Source organism: Amycolatopsis cihanbeyliensis (genome assembly GCF_006715045.1).
GTDB lineage: Bacteria > Actinomycetota > Actinomycetes > Mycobacteriales > Pseudonocardiaceae > Amycolatopsis > Amycolatopsis cihanbeyliensis.
On the sequence record NZ_VFML01000002.1, the window covers coordinates 344385 to 365149 of the forward strand.

A 20765-nucleotide genomic window follows, 5' to 3' on the forward strand; every position below is an offset into this window, starting at 1 on the left:
GGCGCCTGTTCGAATGTCGGGTCGTTCCGGTCAGCTCCGCCGGAAGCGCACCACCGCGTCCCACATCGCGGCCGCCAGTTGTGCCTTGCTGCCGAGCGGGACGGGCCGCTCGTCGCCGTTCGCGGACAACAGCCAGCCCGCGTTGTCCTCGACCTCGAAGGCCCTGCCCTGGCCGACCGCGTTGACCACGAGGAGGTCACTGCCCTTGCGCTTGAACTTGGTCCTGGCGTGATCCAGCACCCCACCCCGCTCGTCGCCGGTCTCCGCGGCGAAGCCCACGATGGTCTGGCCCGCGCGCCGCCCGGCGACCAGCTCGGCCAGGATGTCCGGGTTCCGGGCGAGGGTGATGGTCGGGTCCGGCTCGCCGTCCCGCTTCTTGATCTTGTGCGCGGCCAGTTGGTCGGGGCGGAAATCGGCCACGGCGGCGGCCATCACCACGACATCGGCCCGCTCGGCGGCGCGGTGCATCGCCGCGCGCAGCTCCTCGGCGGTGGACACCGGCACCAGCCGTGCCCCGGCGGGATCGGGCAGCGCCACCGTATGCGCGGCCACCAGGGTGACCTCCGCACCCCGCTGCGCGGCCACCCTGGCCAAGGCGTAACCCTGCTTGCCGGAAGACCGGTTGCCGAGGTAGCGAACCGGGTCCAGGGGCTCACGGGTGCCGCCCGCGGACACCACCACGCGCAGACCCTCCAGGTCACGTGGCAGGGCGGACGGCTCGGCCAGCAGCAGCCTGGCGAGATCCACGATCTCCCGCGGGTCCGTGAGCCTGCCCTTACCGGTGTCCACGCCGGTCAGCCTGCCCGCGTCCGGTTCGGCGACCACCAGCCCGCGGGACCGCAGCAGCGCCACGTTGTCCCTGGTCGCCGGGTGTTCCCACATCTCGGTGTGCATGGCGGGGAAGAACGCGACCGGGCAGCGGGCGGTGAGCAGGGTGTTGGTCAGCAGGTCGTCGGCGAGCCCGTGCGCGGCCTTCGCCAGCAGGTCGGCCGTCGCCGGGACGACCAACACCAGGTCGGCCTCCTTGCCGACCCGCACGTGCTGCACCTCGGGCACCTCGGTGAACACCCCGGTGTGCACGGGGTGCCCGGACAGTGCCTCGAAGGTAGCGGCGCCGACGAACCGCAGCGCCGACTCGGTGGGCACGACCCGGACGTCATGGCCCGACTCGGTCAGCCCACGCAGTACCTCGCAGGCCTTGTAGGCGGCGATCCCGCCGCCTACGCCGAGGACGACGCGAGGTTTGCCGGAATCCGGCTCGGTCACTCGCCCTCGGTGTGCTCGAGCAGCCCGGCGTGGATCTCGCGCAGCGCGATGGACAGCGGCTTCTCCCTCGGCCCCGGCTCCACCAGCGGCCCGACGTACTCCAGCAACCCCTCACCGAGCTGCGCGTAGTAGTCGTTGATCTGGCGCGCCCGCTTGGCCGAGTAGATTACCAGGGCGTACTTGGAGCTGACCTTGTCCAGCAGGTCGTCGATCGGCGGGTTGGTGATGCCCTCCAACGCCTCGCCCTGGGCACCCAGCGTAATCGCGGTCACTCGCACAGCTCCTGAATGGTCACGACTGTTCGGAATCGTCGTCGCTGTCGACGACGTCCACAGTCTGGAAATCTTCGCCGGTCATCAAGTCTAGCAACTCCCGTGCGGCCACCCGCACGTCGGCGTTCACCACCGTGGTGTCGAACTCCCCCGCCGCGGCCAGCTCACGCTCGGCCTCGACGAGCCGGGCACGCACCGCATCGTCCTGCTCGGTGCCCCGGCCGGTCAGCCTGCCGACCAGCTCGCCCCAGGACGGCGGCACCAGCATCACCAGCCGCGCGTCCGGCATGGCCGCGCGAACCTGGCGGGCGCCCTGCAGCTCGATCTCCAGCACCGCGGGCCGCCCGGCCCGCAGGGCCTCCTCCACCGGGGCTCGCGGGGTGCCGTAGCGGTTCCCCGCGAACTCGGCATGTTCGAGCAGGTCGCCGCGGGCGGCCATCTCCTGGAACCGCGCCCGGTCGACGAAGTGGTAGTGCCGCCCGTCCACCTCGCCGGGGCGGGGTGCGCGGGTGGTCACCGAGACGCTGAAGTAGATCTCCGGGTTCAGCCGGCGCAGCTCGCCCACGACGCTGGACTTGCCGACGCCGGAGGGGCCCGACACGACGGTGAGCCGGTGCCGGGACTGTTTCCCGGCCACCGGCTCACCCTGGTGCCCTGTGGCGCCGATTCGTGCGTCGCTCACTCGCCGCTGAACTCGGCGAGCAGCGCCTTCCGCTGCCGGTCGCCGAGGCCGCGCAGGCGGCGGCTGGTGGCGATCTCGAGACGCTCCATGGTCTGCTGCGCGCGCACCTTGCCGACGCCGGGAAGAGCCTCGAGCAGGGCAGACACCTTCATCTTGCCGAGGACCTCGTCCTCGTCAGCCTGCTTGAGGACATCGGCAAGGGTCGTGCCGCCCCGCTTGAGTCGCTCCTTGAGCTCCGCGCGGGCGCGACGGGCGGCAGCGGCCTTCTCCAGCGCCGCAGCACGCTGTTCCTCGGTGAGCTGGGGAAGTGCCACGTTTTCCTCCGGTAGTACTCAAATTCTGGGTGGGTGTCGCGACCGTACCGATCCCTGCGTACGGGCCACAATGCGGGGTGGCCGGTCAGCGCCGAACAGACAGCCTGCTATTGCGGTCGGCCGAGCGGAATCCGCCATCCGGCTGCTCAAGTTTCCAGAATTGCTTGCGTACGCCGTACGGCTTCACGCAGCGCGACCGGATCAGGCCCGTGCCGCAGGATCTCCCTGGACGAGGCGGGCAGCACTCCTGGCAGGCCGGGACCGAAGACCCGGCGCAGGTCGGCCACGGTGGCGCCCTGGGCACCGAATCCGGGAGCCAGGACGGGGCCGTGCAGCCGGCTGAGGTCCAGTTCGGCCGGATCCACCGTGGCACCCACGACGACGCCCACATCGCCCAGCGGGGCGGCGTCCGCGTTGCGCTCCGCCGCGGCGTCCACGATCGACTGGGCCACCGTGCGGCCGTCGGCCAGCCGCGCGGTCTGCACCGCGGCGCCCTCCGGGTTGGAGGTACGCGCCAGCACGAACGCTCCCTTGCCTGCCTCCAGCGCGGGCGTCAGCGCCTCGAAGCCGAGGTAGGGCGACACCGTGACCGCATCGGCCCCCAGCGTCCCCTCGGCGAGGTAGGCCGCCGCGTAGGCGGCCATGGTGGAGCCGATGTCGCCACGTTTGACGTCCAGCAGCACCAGTGCGCCGCCCTGCCGGGCCGATGCCACCACCCGCTCCAGTACCGCGATCCCCCGCGCGCCGTACGCCTCGAAGAAGGCCGACTGCGGTTTGACCACCGCCACCCGCTCGGCCAGCACCTCGGTGGCGGTCAGCGCGAACCGCTCCAGGCCGCCGGGGTCGGCAGGCAGGCCCCAGGCCGCCAGCAGCCCGGGATGGGGGTCCACCCCCGCGCACAGCGCCCCGCGTGCGGCCACCGCCTCGGCCAGCCGCGCGCCGAACCGGCCGCTCACGACCGGGTGGCCCGCAGCGCGGACTGCAGCTGCTGCAGGGAGCGTACGCCGATATCGCCCCTGATCAGCTCCTCGATACCGTGCACGGCCGCCGCCGCACCCTGGATGGTGGTGACGCAGGGGATGTCCCTGGACACCGCGGCGGTGCGGATCTCGTAGCCGTCCACCCGTGGCCCGCTGTTGCCGTACGGCGTGTTGATCACCATGTCGACCTCGCCGGCCAGGATGAGCTCGACGATGTTCGGCTCGCCCTCGGCGCTGCCCTCGTAGTGCTTGCGCACGCCGGCGCAGGGGATGCCGTTGCGGCGCAGCACCTCCGCGGTGCCGGCCGTCGCCAGCACCCGGAATCCGAGGTCCGCGAGCCGCTTCACCGGGAAGATCAGCGAACGCTTGTCCCGGTTGGCGACCGAGACGAACACCGTGCCGCTGGTCGGTAGGGAGCCGTAGGCCCCGGCCTGCGACTTGGCGTAGGCCTTGCCGAAGGAGACGTCCACCCCCATCACCTCGCCGGTGGACTTCATCTCCGGACCGAGCAGCGAGTCCACCCCGTGCCCCTCCGGGGTGCGGAACCGGTGGAAGGGCAGCACCGCTTCCTTCACCGACACCGGTGAGTCCGGGGGCAGCAGGCCCCCGTCGCCCTCGGCCGGCAGTACCCCGGCGGCCCGCAGGTCCCGGATGGACGAGCCGGTCATGATCAACGAGGCGGCCTTGGCCAGCGGCACCGCGGTGGCCTTGGAGACGAACGGGACGGTGCGCGAGGCCCTCGGGTTGGCTTCCAGCACGTAGAGCACGTCGTCCTTGAGGGCGTACTGCACGTTCAGCAGGCCACGCACCCCGACTCCCTTGGCGATCGCCTCGGTGGAGCCGCGCACGGCCTCCAGGTCGGTCTGGCCGAGGGTGATCGGCGGCAGGGCGCAGGAGGAGTCCCCGGAGTGGATTCCGGCCTCCTCGATGTGCTCCATCACGCCGCCGAGGTAGAGCTGCTCGCCGTCGTAGAGCGCGTCCACGTCGATCTCGATCGCGTCGTCGAGGAAGCGGTCCACCAGCACCGGGTGCTCAGGAGAGACCTCGGTGGCGCGCTGGATGTAGCCCTCGAGGTGGTCCTCGTCGTACACGATCTCCATGCCGCGCCCGCCGAGCACGTAAGAGGGGCGGACCAGCACCGGATAGCCGATCTCGTCGGCGATCCGCTTGGCGCCCCCGAACGAGGTCGCCATGCCGTACCTCGGCGCGGGCAGGCCCGCGTTCACCAGCACCGTGCCGAAGGCGCCGCGCTCCTCGGCGAGGTGGATGGCCTCCGGCGGGGTGCCCACGATCGGCACCCCGGCGTCCGCGAGCCGCTGGGCCAGCCCGAGCGGGGTCTGCCCGCCCAACTGCACGATCACGCCCGCGACCGTGCCGGACGTCTGCTCGGCGTGCACCACCTCCAGCACGTCCTCGAAGGTCAGCGGTTCGAAGTAGAGCCGGTCGGAGGTGTCGTAGTCGGTGGAGACGGTCTCCGGGTTGCAGTTGACCATCACCGTCTCGAACCCGGCCTCGCGCAGCGCGATCGCGGCGTGCACGCAGGAGTAGTCGAACTCGATGCCCTGGCCGATCCGGTTCGGTCCGGAGCCGAGGATCAGCACCTTCGGCCGCTCCGGCTGCGGCGCCACCTCCGACTCCGCGGCCGGATCGGACTCGTACCCCGAGTAGTGGTACGGGGTGCGCGCGGCGAACTCGGCCGCGCAGGTGTCCACGGTCTTGAACACCGGCCGCACGCCGAGCCGGTGCCGCAGCGAGCGCACCCCGTCCTCGCCGGCCAACTCGGGGCGCAGCACCGCGAGCTGGCGGTCGGAAAGCCCGGTGCGCTTGGCCCGCCGCAGCAGGGTCGCGTCCAGCACCGGGGCGCTGCGCACCTGCTCGCCGACCTCGCCGATCAGCCCGACCTGATCGATGAACCAGGGATCGATCCCGCTGGCGGCATGGACCTGCGCCACGGTCGCGCCCAGCCGCAGGGCCCGCTCCACCGCGTACAGCCTGCCCTCCCGCGGCGTGCGCAGGTCCTCCAGCGTGGACTCCAGCGTGGCACCGTCGGGATCGGGCGCGGTCCAGAAGCCGGTCGCCTTGGTCTCGATCGAGCGCATCGCCTTCCCCAGTGCCTCGGCGAAGCTGCGGCCGATGGACATCGCCTCGCCGACGCTCTTCATCGTCGTGGTCAGCGTCGGGTCCGCGCCGGGGAACTTCTCGAAGGCGAACCGGGGCACCTTGACCACCACGTAGTCCAGGGTCGGTTCGAAGGACGCGGGGGTCTCGCCGGTGATGTCGTTGCGGATCTCGTCCAGGGTGTAGCCGATGGCCAGCCTCGCGGCGATCTTGGCGATCGGGAAGCCGGTGGCCTTGGAGGCCAGCGCCGAGGACCGGGACACCCGCGGGTTCATCTCGATCACGACCATCCGGCCGTCCACCGGGTTGACCGCGAACTGGATGTTGCAGCCGCCGGTGTCCACGCCGACCTCGCGCAGCACGGCGATCCCCACATCGCGCATGTGCTGGTACTCCCGGTCGGTCAGGGTCATCGCCGGCGCCACGGTCACCGAGTCACCGGTGTGCACCCCCATCGCGTCCACGTTCTCGATCGAGCAGACCACCACCACGTTGTCGTGCCGGTCGCGCATCAGCTCGAGCTCGTACTCCTTCCAGCCGAGCACGCTCTCCTCGATCAACACCTCGGTGACCGGGCTCTCCTCCAGCCCGAGCGAGGCCATGCGCTCCAGCTCCTCCTGCGTGTGCGCCATGCCGGAGCCGAGCCCACCCATGGTGAACGAGGGCCGGATCACCACCGGCAGTCCCAGCTCGGCCACGGTCGCGCGTACCTCGCCCATGGAGTGGCACACGGCGCTGCGCGGCACCCCGGCACCGACCGTGCGCACGATGTCCTTGAACTTCTGCCGGTCCTCGCCGCGCTGGATGGCGTCGACGTCCGCGCCGATCAGCTCCACGCCGTACTTCTCCAGCACCCCCTGCTCGTGCAGCGCCACCGCGGCGTTCAGCGCGGTCTGCCCGCCCAGCGTGGCCAGCAGCGCGTCCGGCCGCTCGGTCGCGATCACCTTCTCCACGAACTCCGGGGTGACCGGTTCCACGTAGGTGGCGTCGGCGAACTCCGGGTCGGTCATGATCGTCGCCGGGTTGGAGTTGACCAGGCTCACCCGCATGCCCTCGGCCCGCAGCACCCGGCAGGCCTGGGTGCCCGAGTAGTCGAACTCCGCGGCCTGGCCGATCACGATCGGGCCGGACCCGATGACGAGCACGTGCTCGATGTCAGTTCTTTTCGGCATGCCTATCCTCATCAGCCAAACGACGAAGCCCGTCTCGGAAAACCTCGAAGCTCCTCGAACGGTTGGACTCAACATTCATGTGCGGGGCGATATCCAGCGCGGCCCGCAGTTTGCGGAGGCCGGCTTTGTGGTAGCCGGACTTCCGGAGCACCTGTTCCAGCATTTCCCAGGTTCCTCCGGATATCGCGTCCGGATCACGATAGCGGCTCTGCTGTCCCAAACTCGCTGGCAACCTCGGATAGGCGCGACACAGCGCGGGCACATCACCAAAGTACCAAGCCTCCAGCTCCTCGACCACGATGCGGTTCAGGACCTGGAAGCCACGCCGGGCAGTATTCGGCGTGCTGAGACCCGCGTCGGCCGCGTACCGATCCAACTGTGACTTGAGAGCGAGACAGTCCTCCTCGTCACGATCAACGAGTACGACCACCTTGAGGTCTTCCCAAGCCATACGAACGGCGTAACCTTTCAGCCGTCGAGGCAACTCCTTCATCAGCATGGTTTTACCTTGGAACTCCCGAACAGCGAAGCGAAGTTCTGGTGCGATCCGCGGAACCAGAATCTCCAGAACTTTCCCGGCCGACGGCTCCTCGACCAAGATCTCGACGGTAGCCGGGCCACTCACGCCGGCCGCCCGGAACGGGTGAGCGGGTCCGCGACGTCGAAATACCCCTCCATCCACAGGCTCCCCAGCGTGCCTCCGGCATCCGCCATGGCCACCAGAGGCTGGATCCCCGAGGCACGGACGCTACGGGTGAATCCGTCGTCGGCCCGGTAGAGAGCCCACAACTCCTCCGGCCGCAACGCATCGGCGAAGTATGGTGAATGGGTCGTGACCAGCATCTGGCTCCGGCCGGCCGCCGCTCTCGCTTCTTCAGCGAGGCTGTACAGCAGTTTGGGGTGAAGTTGGTTCTCTGGCTCTTCTATCCCGACGATCGGCGCTGGGTCGGGATCGTAGAGCACCGTCAGGTAAGCCAGCAGCTTCAGCGTTCCGTCGGAGATGAACTGGGCGAGTACCGGCTTATCGAACGGCCGGTCCTTGAGCCGGAGCAGGAGCCTGCCGTCAGGCATCTGTTCCGGGTCGACGCGTTCCAGGCTTGGCACCCGCTGCCCGAGAACCTCGAAAATTGTCTCAAGACGTTCCGGATGCCGCTCACCGAGGTACTGGATCACGTTCGCCAGGTTGTCGCCGATGACGGACAACTTCTCCTGCGGACCGGACATCGGCTGCTGTCGTACCTGATCGATGTTCAGGTACGACAGGTACCAGCCCGTGATGAACCGCCGCAACGCGGCGACCTGGGGATAGCGACTGAGCTGGCCGAGGCTGCTGACCGCGAGAAGATCCGGGCTGTCGAGGCGCTCCGACACCTTCGCCGCAACCTGCTCGTCATACACCGCGCCTTCACCGCGCGAGAAGTTCAGGATCTCGGTCGGGCGTCCCTGCCCCGGATTGACGGTCCAGCGAAGCAACTCCCCCACCACCGTTGGTGAGCCACTGTCCTCGTCGATTGCCAGTTGGTACGTGATCAGCCGGCCACTCGCCGGGTCCCGGTACTTCAGCTCGAACTCGACCGGCCCGTCCATCCCCCGACTGCGGATTTCCGCCATCCTGTTGCGCGCGTCCCATGCCCGTCGCAGGTTGGTGGTGAACGCCTCATGCAGGAACGCAAACACGTCGAACACCGTCGACTTGCCGCTGCCGTTCGGGCCGAACAAGACGGTCAACGGGGTGAGCTTCTCGAAGGTGACATCACGCAGCACCCGGTAATTCCGGATGTGGAGGCGCTCGATGGCCGGTTTCGACCCACCTCTAGCGGCCATCATGGTGCACCTCCATCAGACTCACGAACTCGTCGAAAAGGGGCTCAGCGTCGTGCGGGCCCGCCGCGGCCTCCGGGTGGTACTGCACGGAGAACGCGGGTACCTCGGCGCAGCGCAGGCCTTCCACCGTGCCGTCGTTCGGGCAGTAGTGGCTGATCGTGGCCGCGCCGAAGGGCGAGTCGAAGCGTTGCCCCGCCTCGCCTTCCAGCGCGAACCCGTGGTTCTGCGCGGTGATCGCCACCCGCCCGGTGGCCACGTCGATCACCGGGATGTTGATCCCCCGGTGGCCGTAACGCATCTTGTAGGTGCCCAGCCCCAGCGCGCGGCCGAGAATCTGGTTGCCGAAGCAGATGCCGAACAGCGGCAGCCCCCGCTCCAGCACCGCCCGGGTGAGCGCGATGGCATGGGTCTGGGTCTCCGGGTCGCCGGGACCGTTGGAGAGGAACACCCCGTCCGGCTCCACCGCCAGCAGGTCCTCCAGGCCGGAGGACATCGGCAGCACGTGCACCTCGATGCCCCGGCGGGTCAGCAGGCGTGGGGTGTTGGACTTGATCCCCAGGTCGAGCGCGGCCACCCGGAACCGCCGCTGCCCCTGCGCGGGCACCACGTAGGGCCGCGGGGTGCTCACCTCGCCTGCCAGATCGGCCCCCTTCATCGAGGGGCTTTCCAGTACCGCCGCGGTCATCTCCTCGTCCGACCCGATGGCCTCGCCGGAGAACACACCCGCGCGCATCGCGCCGTGCTCGCGGATATGCCTGGTCAACGTGCGGGTGTCCACCTCGGAGATCCCGACGATGCCCTGCGCGCGCAGCTCCGCGTCCAGCGTGCGGCTGCAACGCCAGTTGGACGGCGCACGTGCCGGGTCGCGCACCACGTAACCGGACGCCCAGATACGGGCCGATTCGTCGTCCTCGTCGTTCCACCCGGTGTTGCCGATCTGCGGAGCGGTCTGCACGACGATCTGCCGGTGGTAGGAGGGGTCGGTGAGGGTCTCCTGGTACCCGGTCATCCCGGTGCAGAACACCACCTCGCCGAGCGTGCGGCCCTGCGCGCCGTACCCGACACCGCGAAACACGCGGCCGTCCTCCAGCGCCAACGCCGCCGGCACCCGTGTCGCCGTCATTCCTGCGATCCTTTCTCAACAGTGCCCGCACCCAGTGCGTCGATCCATTGTGGATAGCTATCGGTCCCGTCACCGCGGAACCCGGTGTCGATGTCCGTGCCCGCCAGCCGCCAGGTGATCACCAGCAGGCTGTCGGTGCCCAGCACCTTGCCCGCCATACCCCTGGCGAGCTTCGCGTCGACAACCGACTCCCGCGGGATCCAGAACTCCGGTGCGCCCTCGCGCCGCACCTCGACCCCTTCGGGGTACAGGCACAGCGTCGCCGCGCTGCGCACCCCCGCACCCCTGGTCACGATCCGCTGCTGCCAGTGACCCGCCCTGGTCGAGCAGACGTAGACCCCGCGCATCGCGGGCAGTACCGGTGTTCCCGGATCGGCGGGCACCTCGGGGAAGGGGGCGAACTCGACACTCTGCGCACGTGCCTGGCGTCGCCACCCGCGCCACATGCCGAGGACGCACAGCCCGAAGAACGCCACCACCAGCAGGGTCAGCAGTAACCGATCCATCAGTGTTTCCTCCCTGCTCCGGCCGTGATCCGCCCGCGCAGCAACGTCGCGGTCACGGCGGCGGGTAACCGCATGCCCTCGTACGGGGTGTTGGCCGCGATGCTGGCCAACTCGGCGCCGCGCACCGTCCATTCGGCTTCCGGGTCCACCAGCACCAGGTTCGCCGGCTCGCCCGGCTCGATCGGCCTGCCCTGGTCCGGGAGACCGGCGATCTCCGCCGGCCGCTCGCTCATCACCCTGGCGACGCCGCGCCAGTCCAGCAGGCCGGGTTCGACCATGGTCCGCACCACGATCGACAGCGCGGTCTGCAGGCCGAGCATGCCCGGTTTGGCCACCGCCCACTCGCAGTCCTTGTCCTGCGCGGGGTGCGGCGCGTGGTCGGTGGCCACGCAGTCGATCACGCCCTCGGCCAGCGCGCCGCGCATCCGCTCGACGTCGGCGTCCGTGCGCAGCGGCGGGTTGACCTTGTTGATCGGATCGTAGGTGGCCAGCCGCTCGTCGGTGAGCACAAGGTGATGCGGGGTGACCTCGGCGGAGACCCGGCCGTCCGCACGCGGTTTCGCCCACTCCAGCACGTCCACCGTGCCGGCGCTGGACACGTGACACACGTGCAGGCGCGCCTTCGCGTACTCGGCGAGCAGGCAGTCTCGCGCCACGATCGCCTCCTCGGCCGAGGCAGGCCAGCCGGAGTAGCCCAGCCGGGCCGCCCGCTCGCCCTCGTGCGCCTGCGCACCGGCGGTGAGCGCGGGCTCCTCGGCATGCTGGGCGATCACCACGTTCAGCGCGGTCGAGTACTCCAGCGCTCTGCGCATGATCAGCGGGTCGGCCACGCAGTGCCCGTCGTCGGAGAACATCCGCACCCCGGCCGCCGAGCCCGCCATCGTGCCCAGCTCGGCCAGCTTCTCCCCGGCCAGCCCGACCGTCACCGCGCCCACCGGGTGCACGTCGACCAGCCCGACCTCACGGCCACGCCGCCACACGTGCTCCACGATCACCTGGTTGTCCGCGACCGGGCTGGTGTTGGCCATGGCGAACACCGCGGTGTAGCCGCCGAGCGCGGCCGCGGCCGAGCCACTGGCGATGGTCTCGGCGTCCTCCCTGCCCGGTTCCCGCAGGTGGGTGTGCAGGTCGACGAATCCGGGCAGCAGCACCTGACCCCGTGCCCGGATCACCTCGACCCCCTCCGGCGCGTCCAGGTCACCGATCTCCGCGATCACCCCGTCCACGACCAGCAGGTCGACGGGCTCCCCCTCGCCGTACGGCCGTGCTCCCTCAATCAGCACCGGTGCCCTGAACGTGGCGTTCGCGACGTCAGACGTCTCAGAAGTGCCGTTCGCAACGCTGGACGTCCCGATAGTGGCGTTCAGGGCACTCTCCTGGTCGTTCACGCGGCCTCTCCCTCTCCGGCCAGCAGGTGGTACAGCACGGCCATCCGGACGTGCACGCCGTTGCGGACCTGTTCGATGATCGCGGACTGGGGCGCGTCGGCCACGGCCGGCGCGATCTCCATCCCGCGCAGCATGGGACCCGGATGCAGCACCACGGCGTGCTCGGGCAGCAGCCGCAGCCGCGCCTCGTTCAGCCCGTAGGCGATGGAGTACTCCCGCGCCGAGGGGAAGAACCCCCCGTGCATGCGTTCGGTCTGCACCCGCAGCATCATCACCGCGTCCAGCGCGGGCAGCTCGGCGTCCAGGTGATGCGCCACGGTGACCGGAAGGGACTCGGCCCCGGGCGGCAGCAGGGTGGGCGGGGCGACCAGCACCACCTCGGCGCCCAGTGTGGCCAGCAGGTGCACGTTGGACCGGGCGACCCTGCTGTGCAGGACGTCCCCGACGATGCCGACCCGGCGCCCGGCCAGCTCACCGAGGCGTTCCCGCAGCGTGGCGGCGTCCAGCAGGGCCTGCGTCGGGTGCTCGTGCGTGCCGTCACCCGCGTTCACCACGGCCGTCGGCGTCTCGGCCAGCCAGCCGGACAGCCGGTGGGCCGCGCCCGAGGCCGGGTGCCGGATGATCACGCAGTCCGCACCGGCCGCGGACAGCGTCAGCGCGGTGTCGCGCAGCGACTCACCCTTGCCGACCGAGGACCCACCGGCCGAGACATTGATCACGTCGGCACTCATCCACTTGCCGGCGAGCTCGAAGGAGACCCTGGTGCGGGTGGAGTTCTCGTAGAACATCGTGATCACGGTCCGCCCGCGCAGCGTGGGCAGCTTGCGTACCTCGCGGCCGAGCAGGGTTCGTTTGAGCTCGTCGGCGGTGTCCAGCACCGCGGTGGCCTGGTCGGCCGCCAGCCCGTCCGTCGCGAGCAGGTGCCTCACCGTTGCTCCTCCGCCCCCGTCTCGCGGGTCCGCAGCAGCACCGCGTCCCGCTCATCCACCTCGGTCAGCAGGACCGCGATGTCCTCGGCCCGCGAGGTGGGCACGTTCTTGCCCACGTAGTCGGCACGGATCGGCAGCTCACGATGGCCGCGATCGACCAGCACGGCGAGCTGTACCGAGCGCGGCCGGCCGTGTTCACGCAGGGCGTCCAGGGCGGCGCGAATGGTCCGCCCGGAGTACAGCACGTCGTCCACCAGCACGACCACGCGGTCGTCGATCCCGGACTCCGGCAGCTGTGTCTGCTCCAGCGGCCGGGTCGGCCTGCGGCGCAGGTCGTCCCGGTACAGCGTGACGTCGATCGCACCCGCGGGTACCTCGACCCCGGAGAACTCGGTGACCCGCTCGGCGAGCCGGTGGGCAAGCGGCGCTCCCCTGGTCGGGATGCCGAGCAACACGGGTGGAGCCGCTGGAGCCGCACCCAAAGCGGTCTTCTCGATGACCTGATGGGCCATTCGAGCGATGGTGCGCGCGACGTCGCCGGACGAGAGCAGCTCCCGCTCATCACCCGGTTCCGCCGCGCCACGTGGACGTGGCGCCACGGTGGACCTCCTTCCCCGCCTCGCCGGACGGGTCCTTAAAGGACGTCGATCCCCCCGTTGATCTGGGGATCGAACTGACAGTAGCAGGGCACCGACCTCAGCCTTCCGGGTGGTGCGGACGTGCCGGGAACCACCTCAGCCAATGATCTGCTTGACCTGGTGACGACAACGAGTAACCATTACTCTGAGTATTCGACTCAAGGAGTGCCCGTTCGGTCCGTCCGACCGAACGGGGCGAGGAAACGGAGAACCACCAGATGGGCGATTACGCCAAGGCGCTCGGGGCCAAGCTCCGCGGGATCCGCCAGCAGCAGGGCTTGTCCCTGCACGGAGTCGAACAGAAGTCCGGTGGGCGCTGGAAGGCGGTCGTCGTCGGCTCCTACGAACGTGGCGATCGCGCGGTGACCGTGCAGAAGCTGGCCGAACTGGCCGACTTCTACGGGGTACCCGTCGTCGAGTTGCTGCCCGAAGGACGGGTGCCGTCCGGAGCCGAGCCGGCCACCAAGATCGTCATCAACCTGGAGCGGCTCCAGCAACTGCCTGCCGAGAAGGTCGGTCCGCTCGCCCGGTATGCCGCGACGATCCAGAGCCAACGCGGCGACTACAACGGCAAGGTGCTCTCGATTCGCACCGAGGACCTGCGTTCGCTGGCGATCATCTACGACATGACCCCGGGCGAGCTTACCGAACAACTGATCGACTGGGGTGTGCTTCCACCGGAGGCCCGGCCCTCGAAGGAGGACTGAGTCCCCGCACGAGGACCGGCCCTTCGCAGGGGCCGCGTGCTGGGAATTCGTCGGCGACTTCTCGTCCTGCGGGGAAGCCGCCGACGAATTCCCGGGTCGTGCGCGAGCGCTACAGCACGGCCCGCAACCGGTCGGCGATGCTGCCGATCCGGCCGAGCACGCCGTTGACGAAACGCGGCGAGTCGTCCGTGGAGAGTTCCTTGGCGACGCCGACCGCCTCGTCGATCGCCACCGGGTCCGGCACATCGGCCGCCCACAGCAGCTCGTACACCCCTACCCGCAACACGGCGAGGTCGACCACCGGCATACGGTCGAGGCTCCAGCCCTGCGCGTGTTCCTCGAGCAGTTCGTCGATCCGCTCCCGCCGCACCGTCACGCCCTCGACCAAGGTGATCGTGTAGTCGCTGACCACCTCGGCGTCGGTGGAACCGACCCGGTCGGACAGCAGGGTGACGGCGTCGACGGACCGCTGGGCGGCCTCGTACAGGATCTCCACGGCGCGCCTGCGCGAGGCGCGGCGGCTGGTGCCGCCGCCGCGAGTGGGTGTTCGCCCGGGACTCACCACGGCCTCAGCCGGAGACACGGCCGAGATACCGGCCGTCCCTGGTGTCGACCTTGATCTTCTCGCCGGTGGAGAGGAACAACGGAACCTGGACCTCGGCCCCGGTCTCCACCTGGGCCGGCTTGGTGCCGCCGGTCGACCGGTCGCCCTGGATGCCGGGGTCGGTGTGCTGGATGACCAGCTCCACCGAGGCGGGCAGTTCCACGTAGAGCGGAACACCGTCGTGGGTGGCCACGGTGGCGGTGTTGTTCTCCAGCATGTACTTGGCCGCCCCACCGACCGTCTCGCCGGGCACGGTGAGCTGGTCGAAGGTGTCGCCGTCCATGAAGACGTAATCGACGCCGTCCTGGTAGAGGTAGGTCATCTCCCGCCGGTCCACGTTCGCGGTGTCGACCTTGGTGCCTGCGTTGAACGTCTTGTCCACGACCTTTCCGGACAGCACGTTCTTGAGCGTCGTACGCACGAACGCACCGCCCTTGCCCGGCTTCACGTGCTGGAAGTTCACGACGGACCAGAGCTGGCCGTCGAGGTTGAGGACCATGCCGTTCTTCAGGTCGTTGGTGGTGGCCACGGGTGTGTGCTCTCCTGCTGTCGGGCGCGGTCTAGACGACCACGAGTTCTTTGGTGCTCAGGGTGAGGATCTCGGGAGTACCGTCCCGCACGACGAGCGTGTCCTCGATGCGCACGCCACCGCGACCGGCGAGGTAGACGCCAGGCTCGACGGTGACCGCCATACCGGCGGACAGTGTACCGATGCCCGTGGCCGCCAGGCTGGGCGCCTCGTGAACCTGCAGTCCCACGCCGTGCCCGAGGCCGTGCGCGAACTCGTCACCGTGCCCCGCCTCAGTGATCACGTCCCGGACCGTCCGGTCCACCCCGGACACCTCGGCACCCGGGCGGGCGGCGCCGCACCCGGTGGCCTGTGCCTGGTGCACCAGGTCGTACAGGTCCCGCTGCCATGCGGCCGGTTCGCCGAGCGCGAAGGTCCTGGTCATATCCGAGTGGTAGCCCTCGACCACGGCGCCGAAGTCGAGCTTGACGAGGTCACCGGTGGCCAGCGTGCTGCCGGTGGGCCGATGGTGCGGGACCGCCGAATGGGCTCCGGCCGCGACGATGGACTCGAAGGCGGCGCCCGCGGCGCCGTGGTCCAGCATCCGGTTCTCCAGGTCCCTGGCGACCTCCAGCTCGGTCCGGCCGGGCCGCAGCCCGCCTGCCGCGACCAGGTCCGCCAGCGCCCGGTCGGCGACGGCGCAGGCCTCCCGCAGCCGGGCGACCTCGTCCTCGTCCTTGACCATCCGCAGCTTCTCGGTGAGCCCGGGCGCGCGGGCCAGCTCGACCCCTTTCGCCAGGTCGTCCAGCGCGTCGAAGGCGTCGACACTCACGTGCTGGCTTTCGAACCCGGTCCGGCGGTAACGGGCGGGCCGCTCCCCCGCCCGGCCGGCCAGTGCGGCCGCGCTGGCCCGTTGCAGCACGTGCTCGAGATCGGGGACCTCGGTCTCGGCCTGGGTGGCGTACCTCCCGTCGGTACAGAACACCGTCCCGGCCTCGCCCTCGGCGTGCAGCAGCAACGCGGCGTTGGAACCGGTGAACCCGGTCAGGTAGCGGATGTTCGTCAGGTCGGTGACCAGCAGGGCGTTCAGGTCGGCTTCGGTCAGCATGGCGCGCAGGGTGGCGCGGCGGCGAGCATGTGTTTCCGGCACCCCGCCACCCTAATGTCGGTGGGTCAGGAACGTTCCCCCGCGGGACCGGCGCCCGGTTACAGTAGGCGGATGCGGTCCTGGATTGTTCGCGGACTCGGTATGGCCGTGCTGCATGCCGTCGCCGCGGTCGCGCTCGCCAAGGTCACGGTGTACCAGCCGACCGACCTGACAGTGATCACCGCCGTGGTGCTGGCCCTGCTGGTCGGCGCGGCGGCGCTGTGGAGTGCCATCGACGCCTGGCTGGGACTGGACGACCGCAGCCGGGTCTGGTTCATCGCGGCGCTGGTCTCCGGCCCGGTCTCCGGGCTGCTCACCGTCCTCGGCAGGAGCCTCCTCGTCGACCAGACCGGGCTGAACGCGCTCGGCAGCGCGCTGACCGGCGGCGCCGCGTTCACCGCGCTGCTGGTGCTGGTGCCGGCCGGCCTGGGGCTGTTCGTGGGCAGCCGGATCGGCGGCTCGGGACGGGCCGGGGAGGAGTCCGATCAGTTCTCCAGGGCCGAGCCCGCCGGGTAGGCGACCCACTGGCGCTCGGTGATCGGCCGGACCGCGGAGTCGTTCAGCTCCGCGGCCTCCGGGGAACGGATCGGCCACAACCTGCCGTCGTCGAGTACCAGCCCCATCCCGGACTCGGGCGCGTTCACCGCCTTCGCCCCGGGGCGCAGCCGGGCGGTGGCCGGGAGCCCTTCCAGCTCCGGCAGCCTGCGGTCGAGCACCCGCTCGGCGAGCGCGGCGGCCACCGAGCGCCGGTCCACCCGGACCACGGTGCCGCCGGTCACCAGGTCCATCGTGCGTACCGGCGAGGGCATCGCGGTCCCGTCCAGTACGGCCAGCGCCCGCTCCCGGTCCGCGCAGGCGTCCACCCCGTGCGCGTCGATGCCGAAGTGCCGCAGGTTGGTGGGTGCGTCCGCGCCCCCGATCGTGGTGGCGCGGATGACATCGAACGGCACCCGGCCGCACGGGTCGGTCGCGGAAACCGGCGCGTGACCGTCCGGCCGGCGCACCAGGCCGGGCCCTTCCTTCCACGGGCCGGGTATCACCACCGGCTGGTACGGGTTCGCGGTGAACTCCCGGTTCCAGAAGGTGATCGTCGTGCCGGCGTCGGTCTCGTGCGCGATGGCGAAGGCGGAGAGCGCGTCCACCCACATCAGATCCGCGCTGAACGCGTCGACGAGGGACCGCCTCCGCGGGCTCCCGGTGTCGCCCACCGGGACGAAGCCCCGCGGGCCCAGCGCCTCGACACCGCCGCCGAAGGCCGGGTCCTCGGATCGCACGACGAACTGCCCTGCGCCGTTCCAGCCCGCGGCCTCGCCGGTGGTGTCGGTGAACATCAGGTAGAACCAGCCGTCCAGGTGGACGGCGGCCGGCTGGCCCGCGCCGTAGATGTTGTCCCTGCGCTCGTCGTGCGCGGGCCGCAGGATCGGCTGCCGCGCAGAGCGGGTGAAATTGGTCCCGTCGTGGCTCACCGCGAGACCGATCGAGTTGCCGAGCGCGTGATCACCCGCGGCTCCGGTGTAGTACAGGTAGTACGTGCCGTCGACCCTGAGCACCGAGGGATCGCACGTGTGCACGCCGTCGAACCCGCCGGGGTCGCCGGACAGCACGGCTTTCGGCGCGCCACCGCCGGGCCCGGTGAACGGTCCACTGGCTCCCGGCGCCTCGGCGTAAAGGATGTCGTCGCCGGGGGGCGGCGCGCTGCCGTACTGGCTGCACCACCACATGCGGACGCGGCCACCGTCGAGCATCGCCGAGGGGCCGTAGTTGTAGACCGCGTCGGCGGCGCCCGCGGCCACCACCCTGTCGCTCTGCCGCACGTTGTCGACCTCGAGCGGGAGGTCCCGCGGCGGTGGCGGCTCGGGCTCGGCCCCGCCCGCGATCGGCTGGTCCCCACCGTCGGCCTGGGGCAGCGCGTTGCTCGTGGTGCAGCCGGCGAGGACGCCCGTGGCGGCGATCAGGGCCGCGGCGACCGCGCTGCTACGACAACGGGCTGTACGCATACCGACCGTGGACCTCCGTCCGCTCCCCCTCGCGCTCGACCGCGTCGAGACCTGAGAACAGTCTACGGATTACCTCACCCGTCCTGATGACCACATACGGGTGTTGCGGCGGGGTTCAGCTACCGGGCGCGACCAGCTCGACCTCGTAGCCGTCCGGGTTCTCCAGGTACGCGGCGTAGTGCTCGGGGCCACCCGCATGCGGGTAACGCTCGGCGAACAGCGGGCTCCAGCCGTGCTCGGCCGCCCGCGCGACGAGCTCGTCCAGCCGTCGCCGGGACGGCACCCGCAGTGCGATGTGGTTCAGGCCGGGCCGGCACCGGTCGTGGACGTCTCCGGACAGTGCCGGTGACTGCTCCACCACCAGGTACCAGCCGCCGGACCGCCAGCTCGTTCCCGCGCTCCACCGCTGATACTCCCACCAGCCCAGCGCACCCAGCAGCCAACCGAAGGACTCCCTCGCACGTTCCAGGTCGGGAACCCACAGCTCGATGTGGTGCACCCCGGTCGCGGGCCGGGCCGGTGCCACGTACACGCGGTGCGGGCCGCCGTAGTGCTCACCGCCGCCGACATCCTGGAAGCCCAGCCGCTCGGCCAGCTTCCGGCTGGCCAGGTTGGCCTCGTGGACGAGTGCCCACACGGCGGGCAGGCCGACGGTGTCGAAGCCGTGCTCCAGCAACAGTGCGGCGGCCTCGGTGGCCAACCCCCTGCCGCCGTAGGCGCCGTCCACGAACCAGCCGATCTCGGCGCCCTCCACGGGCAGTTCCCAGGAGGGGCGCAGGTGGGCGAGCCCGACCACGGTGCCGCCGAGCTCGACCACCCAGTGCCCGGTGCCCTCCGGCCCCTGGTAGTCCAGCCGCCGCTCGACCATCTCCTTGGCCCGCGCCGGGTCGGAGAGGTCGGCCTCCAAGAACCGGCTCATCTCCGGATCGGCGAACACCCGCAGCACGGCCGGGGCGTCGGCCCGCCGCAAGCCCCGCAGCCGGACCCGGGGGCCACGCAGCACGGGAAGCGCCGTCATCCCGCGTTGTCGGCCACGTGATCGGCGAGCCACCGCAGGGCGAGCAGGTAGCCGTCCACGCCGAGGCCGAGGATCACCCCGCGCGCGATATCGGACAGCACGCTGTGCTGCCGGAACGGTTCCCGCTTGTGCACATTGGAGATATGCACCTCGATCAGCGGAGCGGGCAGCTGGGCCGCCGCGTCGCGCACCGCGATGGAGTAATGGGTCCACGCGGCCGCGTTCAGCACCACCGGCCAGCCGGCGTCGGCGGCCTCGTGCAGCCAGCCGACCAGCTCGCCCTCGTGATCGGTCTGCCGCACCTCGACGTCCAGGCCGAGCCGGGAACCCGCCTCGGTACACCGCTCGGCCAGCTCCTGGTGCGTGGTCGAGCCGTAGACCTCCGGCTCCCGCATGCCGAGCCGCCCGAGGTTCGGGCCGTTCAGCACCAGGACCTTCCGGCCGGCATCACCGGGCACGGTCACAGCAGCACCCCTCCCCCGTTGTCGGCGGACTCGGCGGCGATCGCGGAGTAGGCCGCGGCCAGCAGGGATGGATCGGGGCCCTCCAGCCTGCCCGGCTTGCCGAGCCCGTCCAGCACCACGAAGCGCAGCGTGCCGGAGCGGGTCTTCTTGTCCCCGCGCATGCCCTCCAGCAACTGCGGAAGCGCGTCGCCGTCGTAGCGGGTTGGCAGGCCGAGTGCCCGCAGCACCGTGCCGTGCCGGTCGGCGGTGGCATCGTCCAGCCTGCCGGCCAGCCTGGCCAGCTCGGCCGCGAAGACCAGCCCGATGCTCACCGCGGCCCCGTGCCGCCACCGGTAGCGCTCGCGACGCTCGATGGCGTGCCCGAGCGTGTGCCCGTAGTTGAGGAACTCGCGCATCCCGGACTCCCGCAGGTCGGCGGCCACCACATCGGCCTTGACCTGGATGGAACGCCGGACCAGCTCGCCGAGCAGTTCACCCTCGGTGTCCAGCGCGCCGGCCGGATCCCGCTCGATCAGTTCCAGGATGCGCGGGTCGGCGATGAAGCCGGCCTTGACCACCTCGGCCATGCCGGCCACCAGTTCGTTCGGCGGCAGGGTCTCCAGGGTGGCCAGATCGGCCAGCACCATGGACGGCTCGTGGAAGACCCCGACCAGGTTCTTGCCCGCCTCGGTGTTGATGCCGGTCTTCCCGCCGACCGCGGCGTCCACCATGCCCAGCAGGGTGGTCGGCACGTTGACCAGGCGGACCCCGCGCATCCAGGTGGCGGCCACGAATCCGGCCAGGTCGGTCACGGCTCCGCCGCCGAGCCCGACCACGGCGCCCCGCCGGTCCAGCCCGATGCGGCCGAGAACCTCCCAGCAGAACCCGGCCACGGACAGCGCCTTGCCCTCTTCGGCGTCCGGGATCTCCACCCGGTGCGCGTCCAGCCCGGCCTCGGCGAGCTCGGCCCGGATCGCCTCGGCCGCGGTGGTGAGGGTGGGCGGGTGGATCAGGGCGACGCCTGAGGTCTCCCGCAGCGCCTCGGTCAGCTCCCCGAGCAGGCCACGGCCGATCAGGACGTCGTACGGCCGCTCCGTCTCGACCTTGACGCGAACCGGGTCGGTCATAG

22 protein-coding genes are annotated in these 20765 nt (G+C 70.6%); 2 read left to right on the forward strand and 20 right to left on the reverse strand.

Translation table 11 applies throughout. The features are described 5' to 3' along the window. Positions 1 to 30: 30 nt before the first annotated feature. The 13 genes from coaBC to pyrR form a co-directional block, all read right to left on the reverse strand. A complete protein-coding gene (gene coaBC, locus FB471_RS30090; protein ID WP_142003132.1) occupies positions 31 to 1266 on the reverse strand; it encodes a bifunctional phosphopantothenoylcysteine decarboxylase/phosphopantothenate--cysteine ligase CoaBC in 1236 nt (411 codons plus the stop codon). After that, positions 1263 to 1538 carry a DNA-directed RNA polymerase subunit omega gene (gene rpoZ, locus FB471_RS30095; protein WP_142003135.1) on the reverse strand — a complete coding sequence of 92 codons (276 nt, stop codon included), beginning with the start codon at positions 1536 to 1538 and terminating at the stop codon, positions 1263 to 1265. Before rpoZ ends, coaBC begins: the two co-directional genes overlap by 4 nt. A 19-nt stretch (positions 1539 to 1557) precedes the next feature. After that, entirely contained in the window at positions 1558 to 2220 is a 663-nt protein-coding gene (gmk, locus tag FB471_RS30100; RefSeq protein WP_142003137.1) for a guanylate kinase, read from the reverse strand. Then, entirely contained in the window at positions 2217 to 2534 is a 318-nt protein-coding gene (mihF, locus tag FB471_RS30105) for an integration host factor, actinobacterial type (protein ID WP_005437476.1), read from the reverse strand. Before mihF ends, gmk begins: the two co-directional genes overlap by 4 nt. Positions 2535 to 2680: 146 nt before the next feature. After that, positions 2681 to 3490, reverse strand: a complete 810-nt coding sequence (gene pyrF, locus FB471_RS30110; protein WP_142003139.1) for an orotidine-5'-phosphate decarboxylase — start codon at positions 3488 to 3490, stop codon at positions 2681 to 2683. Beyond that, complete coding sequence (carB, locus tag FB471_RS30115) at positions 3487 to 6804, reverse strand: carbamoyl-phosphate synthase large subunit (RefSeq protein ID WP_142003141.1); 3318 nt, start codon at positions 6802 to 6804, stop codon at positions 3487 to 3489. The genes pyrF and carB overlap by 4 nt, the downstream gene beginning before the upstream one ends. Further along, entirely contained in the window at positions 6788 to 7402 is a 615-nt protein-coding gene (locus FB471_RS30120) for a DUF4276 family protein (RefSeq protein ID WP_246076797.1), read from the reverse strand. The genes carB and FB471_RS30120 overlap by 17 nt, the downstream gene beginning before the upstream one ends. Positions 7403 to 7425: 23 nt before the next feature. After that, positions 7426 to 8631, reverse strand: a complete 1206-nt coding sequence (locus tag FB471_RS30125; RefSeq protein ID WP_211358290.1) for an AAA family ATPase — start codon at positions 8629 to 8631, stop codon at positions 7426 to 7428. Then, positions 8618 to 9751, reverse strand: coding sequence for a glutamine-hydrolyzing carbamoyl-phosphate synthase small subunit (gene carA / locus FB471_RS30130; RefSeq protein WP_142003146.1), 1134 nt, complete (start codon positions 9749 to 9751; stop codon positions 8618 to 8620). Before carA ends, FB471_RS30125 begins: the two co-directional genes overlap by 14 nt. Next, positions 9748 to 10257, reverse strand: a complete 510-nt coding sequence (locus tag FB471_RS30135; protein WP_142003148.1) for a PH-like domain-containing protein — start codon at positions 10255 to 10257, stop codon at positions 9748 to 9750. The genes carA and FB471_RS30135 overlap by 4 nt, the downstream gene beginning before the upstream one ends. Beyond that, the gene (locus FB471_RS30140) at positions 10257 to 11540 is read right to left on the reverse strand and encodes a dihydroorotase (protein ID WP_142003150.1); all 1284 of its coding nucleotides are present in this window, start codon (positions 11538 to 11540) and stop codon (positions 10257 to 10259) included. Before FB471_RS30140 ends, FB471_RS30135 begins: the two co-directional genes overlap by 1 nt. A 101-nt stretch (positions 11541 to 11641) precedes the next feature. Further along, positions 11642 to 12574 carry an aspartate carbamoyltransferase catalytic subunit gene (locus FB471_RS30145; protein WP_142003152.1) on the reverse strand — a complete coding sequence of 311 codons (933 nt, stop codon included), beginning with the start codon at positions 12572 to 12574 and terminating at the stop codon, positions 11642 to 11644. Next, positions 12571 to 13173: a bifunctional pyr operon transcriptional regulator/uracil phosphoribosyltransferase PyrR gene (gene pyrR, locus FB471_RS30150; RefSeq protein ID WP_142003154.1), complete on the reverse strand. Its 603-nt coding sequence runs from the start codon at positions 13171 to 13173 to the stop codon at positions 12571 to 12573. The genes FB471_RS30145 and pyrR overlap by 4 nt, the downstream gene beginning before the upstream one ends. 257 nt (positions 13174 to 13430) lie before the next feature. Between pyrR and bldD the strand changes: the two genes are divergently transcribed. Next, positions 13431 to 13919, forward strand: coding sequence for a transcriptional regulator BldD (bldD, locus tag FB471_RS30155; protein ID WP_003096372.1), 489 nt, complete (start codon positions 13431 to 13433; stop codon positions 13917 to 13919). A 109-nt stretch (positions 13920 to 14028) separates the two neighbouring features. On the opposite strand, the gene nusB is transcribed toward bldD, so the two are convergent. Genes nusB through FB471_RS30170 form a run of 3 tightly spaced genes read right to left on the reverse strand, consistent with a single transcriptional unit; the run spans position 14029 to position 16181 of the window. Beyond that, positions 14029 to 14502, reverse strand: coding sequence for a transcription antitermination factor NusB (gene nusB / locus FB471_RS30160; protein WP_425457121.1), 474 nt, complete (start codon positions 14500 to 14502; stop codon positions 14029 to 14031). Then, positions 14489 to 15052, reverse strand: a complete 564-nt coding sequence (gene efp, locus FB471_RS30165; RefSeq protein ID WP_142003157.1) for an elongation factor P — start codon at positions 15050 to 15052, stop codon at positions 14489 to 14491. The genes nusB and efp overlap by 14 nt, the downstream gene beginning before the upstream one ends. Positions 15053 to 15083: 31 nt before the next feature. Beyond that, positions 15084 to 16181 carry a M24 family metallopeptidase gene (locus FB471_RS30170; protein WP_142003159.1) on the reverse strand — a complete coding sequence of 366 codons (1098 nt, stop codon included), beginning with the start codon at positions 16179 to 16181 and terminating at the stop codon, positions 15084 to 15086. 69 nt (positions 16182 to 16250) lie between these two features. On the opposite strand from FB471_RS30170, the gene FB471_RS30175 reads away from it, so the two are divergent. Continuing rightward, positions 16251 to 16694, forward strand: coding sequence for a B-4DMT family transporter (locus FB471_RS30175; RefSeq protein WP_211358291.1), 444 nt, complete (start codon positions 16251 to 16253; stop codon positions 16692 to 16694). Here the strand turns inward: FB471_RS30175 and FB471_RS30180 are convergent. The 4 genes from FB471_RS30180 to aroB form a co-directional block, all read right to left on the reverse strand. Beyond that, positions 16664 to 18175: a glycoside hydrolase family protein gene (locus FB471_RS30180; protein ID WP_142003161.1), complete on the reverse strand. Its 1512-nt coding sequence runs from the start codon at positions 18173 to 18175 to the stop codon at positions 16664 to 16666. The two genes, FB471_RS30175 and FB471_RS30180, sit on opposite strands and share 31 nt — an antisense overlap. Positions 18176 to 18290: 115 nt before the next feature. After that, the gene (locus FB471_RS30185) at positions 18291 to 19193 is read right to left on the reverse strand and encodes a GNAT family N-acetyltransferase (RefSeq protein WP_142003163.1); all 903 of its coding nucleotides are present in this window, start codon (positions 19191 to 19193) and stop codon (positions 18291 to 18293) included. After that, positions 19190 to 19657, reverse strand: a complete 468-nt coding sequence (gene aroQ / locus FB471_RS30190; protein ID WP_281287458.1) for a type II 3-dehydroquinate dehydratase — start codon at positions 19655 to 19657, stop codon at positions 19190 to 19192. Before aroQ ends, FB471_RS30185 begins: the two co-directional genes overlap by 4 nt. Then, positions 19654 to 20763, reverse strand: a complete 1110-nt coding sequence (aroB, locus tag FB471_RS30195; RefSeq protein WP_142003165.1) for a 3-dehydroquinate synthase — start codon at positions 20761 to 20763, stop codon at positions 19654 to 19656. Before aroB ends, aroQ begins: the two co-directional genes overlap by 4 nt. Positions 20764 to 20765 lie beyond the last annotated feature (2 nt).

What these genes read in the sequence shown, in the direction of transcription:
- aroB (WP_142003165.1), bottom strand. Translation starts at nt 20,763, where the DNA reads ATGACCGACCCGGTTCGCGTCAAGGTCGAGACGGAGCGGCCGTACGAC.
- FB471_RS30125 (WP_211358290.1), bottom strand. Translation starts at nt 8,631, where the DNA reads ATGATGGCCGCTAGAGGTGGGTCGAAACCGGCCATCGAGCGCCTCCAC.
- FB471_RS30175 (WP_211358291.1), top strand. Translation starts at nt 16,251, where the DNA reads ATGCGGTCCTGGATTGTTCGCGGACTCGGTATGGCCGTGCTGCATGCC.
- carA (WP_142003146.1), bottom strand. Translation starts at nt 9,751, where the DNA reads ATGACGGCGACACGGGTGCCGGCGGCGTTGGCGCTGGAGGACGGCCGC.
- bldD (WP_003096372.1), top strand. Translation starts at nt 13,431, where the DNA reads ATGGGCGATTACGCCAAGGCGCTCGGGGCCAAGCTCCGCGGGATCCGC.
- FB471_RS30180 (WP_142003161.1), bottom strand. Translation starts at nt 18,175, where the DNA reads ATGCGTACAGCCCGTTGTCGTAGCAGCGCGGTCGCCGCGGCCCTGATC.
- FB471_RS30135 (WP_142003148.1), bottom strand. Translation starts at nt 10,257, where the DNA reads ATGGATCGGTTACTGCTGACCCTGCTGGTGGTGGCGTTCTTCGGGCTG.
- FB471_RS30185 (WP_142003163.1), bottom strand. Translation starts at nt 19,193, where the DNA reads ATGACGGCGCTTCCCGTGCTGCGTGGCCCCCGGGTCCGGCTGCGGGGC.
- carB (WP_142003141.1), bottom strand. Translation starts at nt 6,804, where the DNA reads ATGCCGAAAAGAACTGACATCGAGCACGTGCTCGTCATCGGGTCCGGC.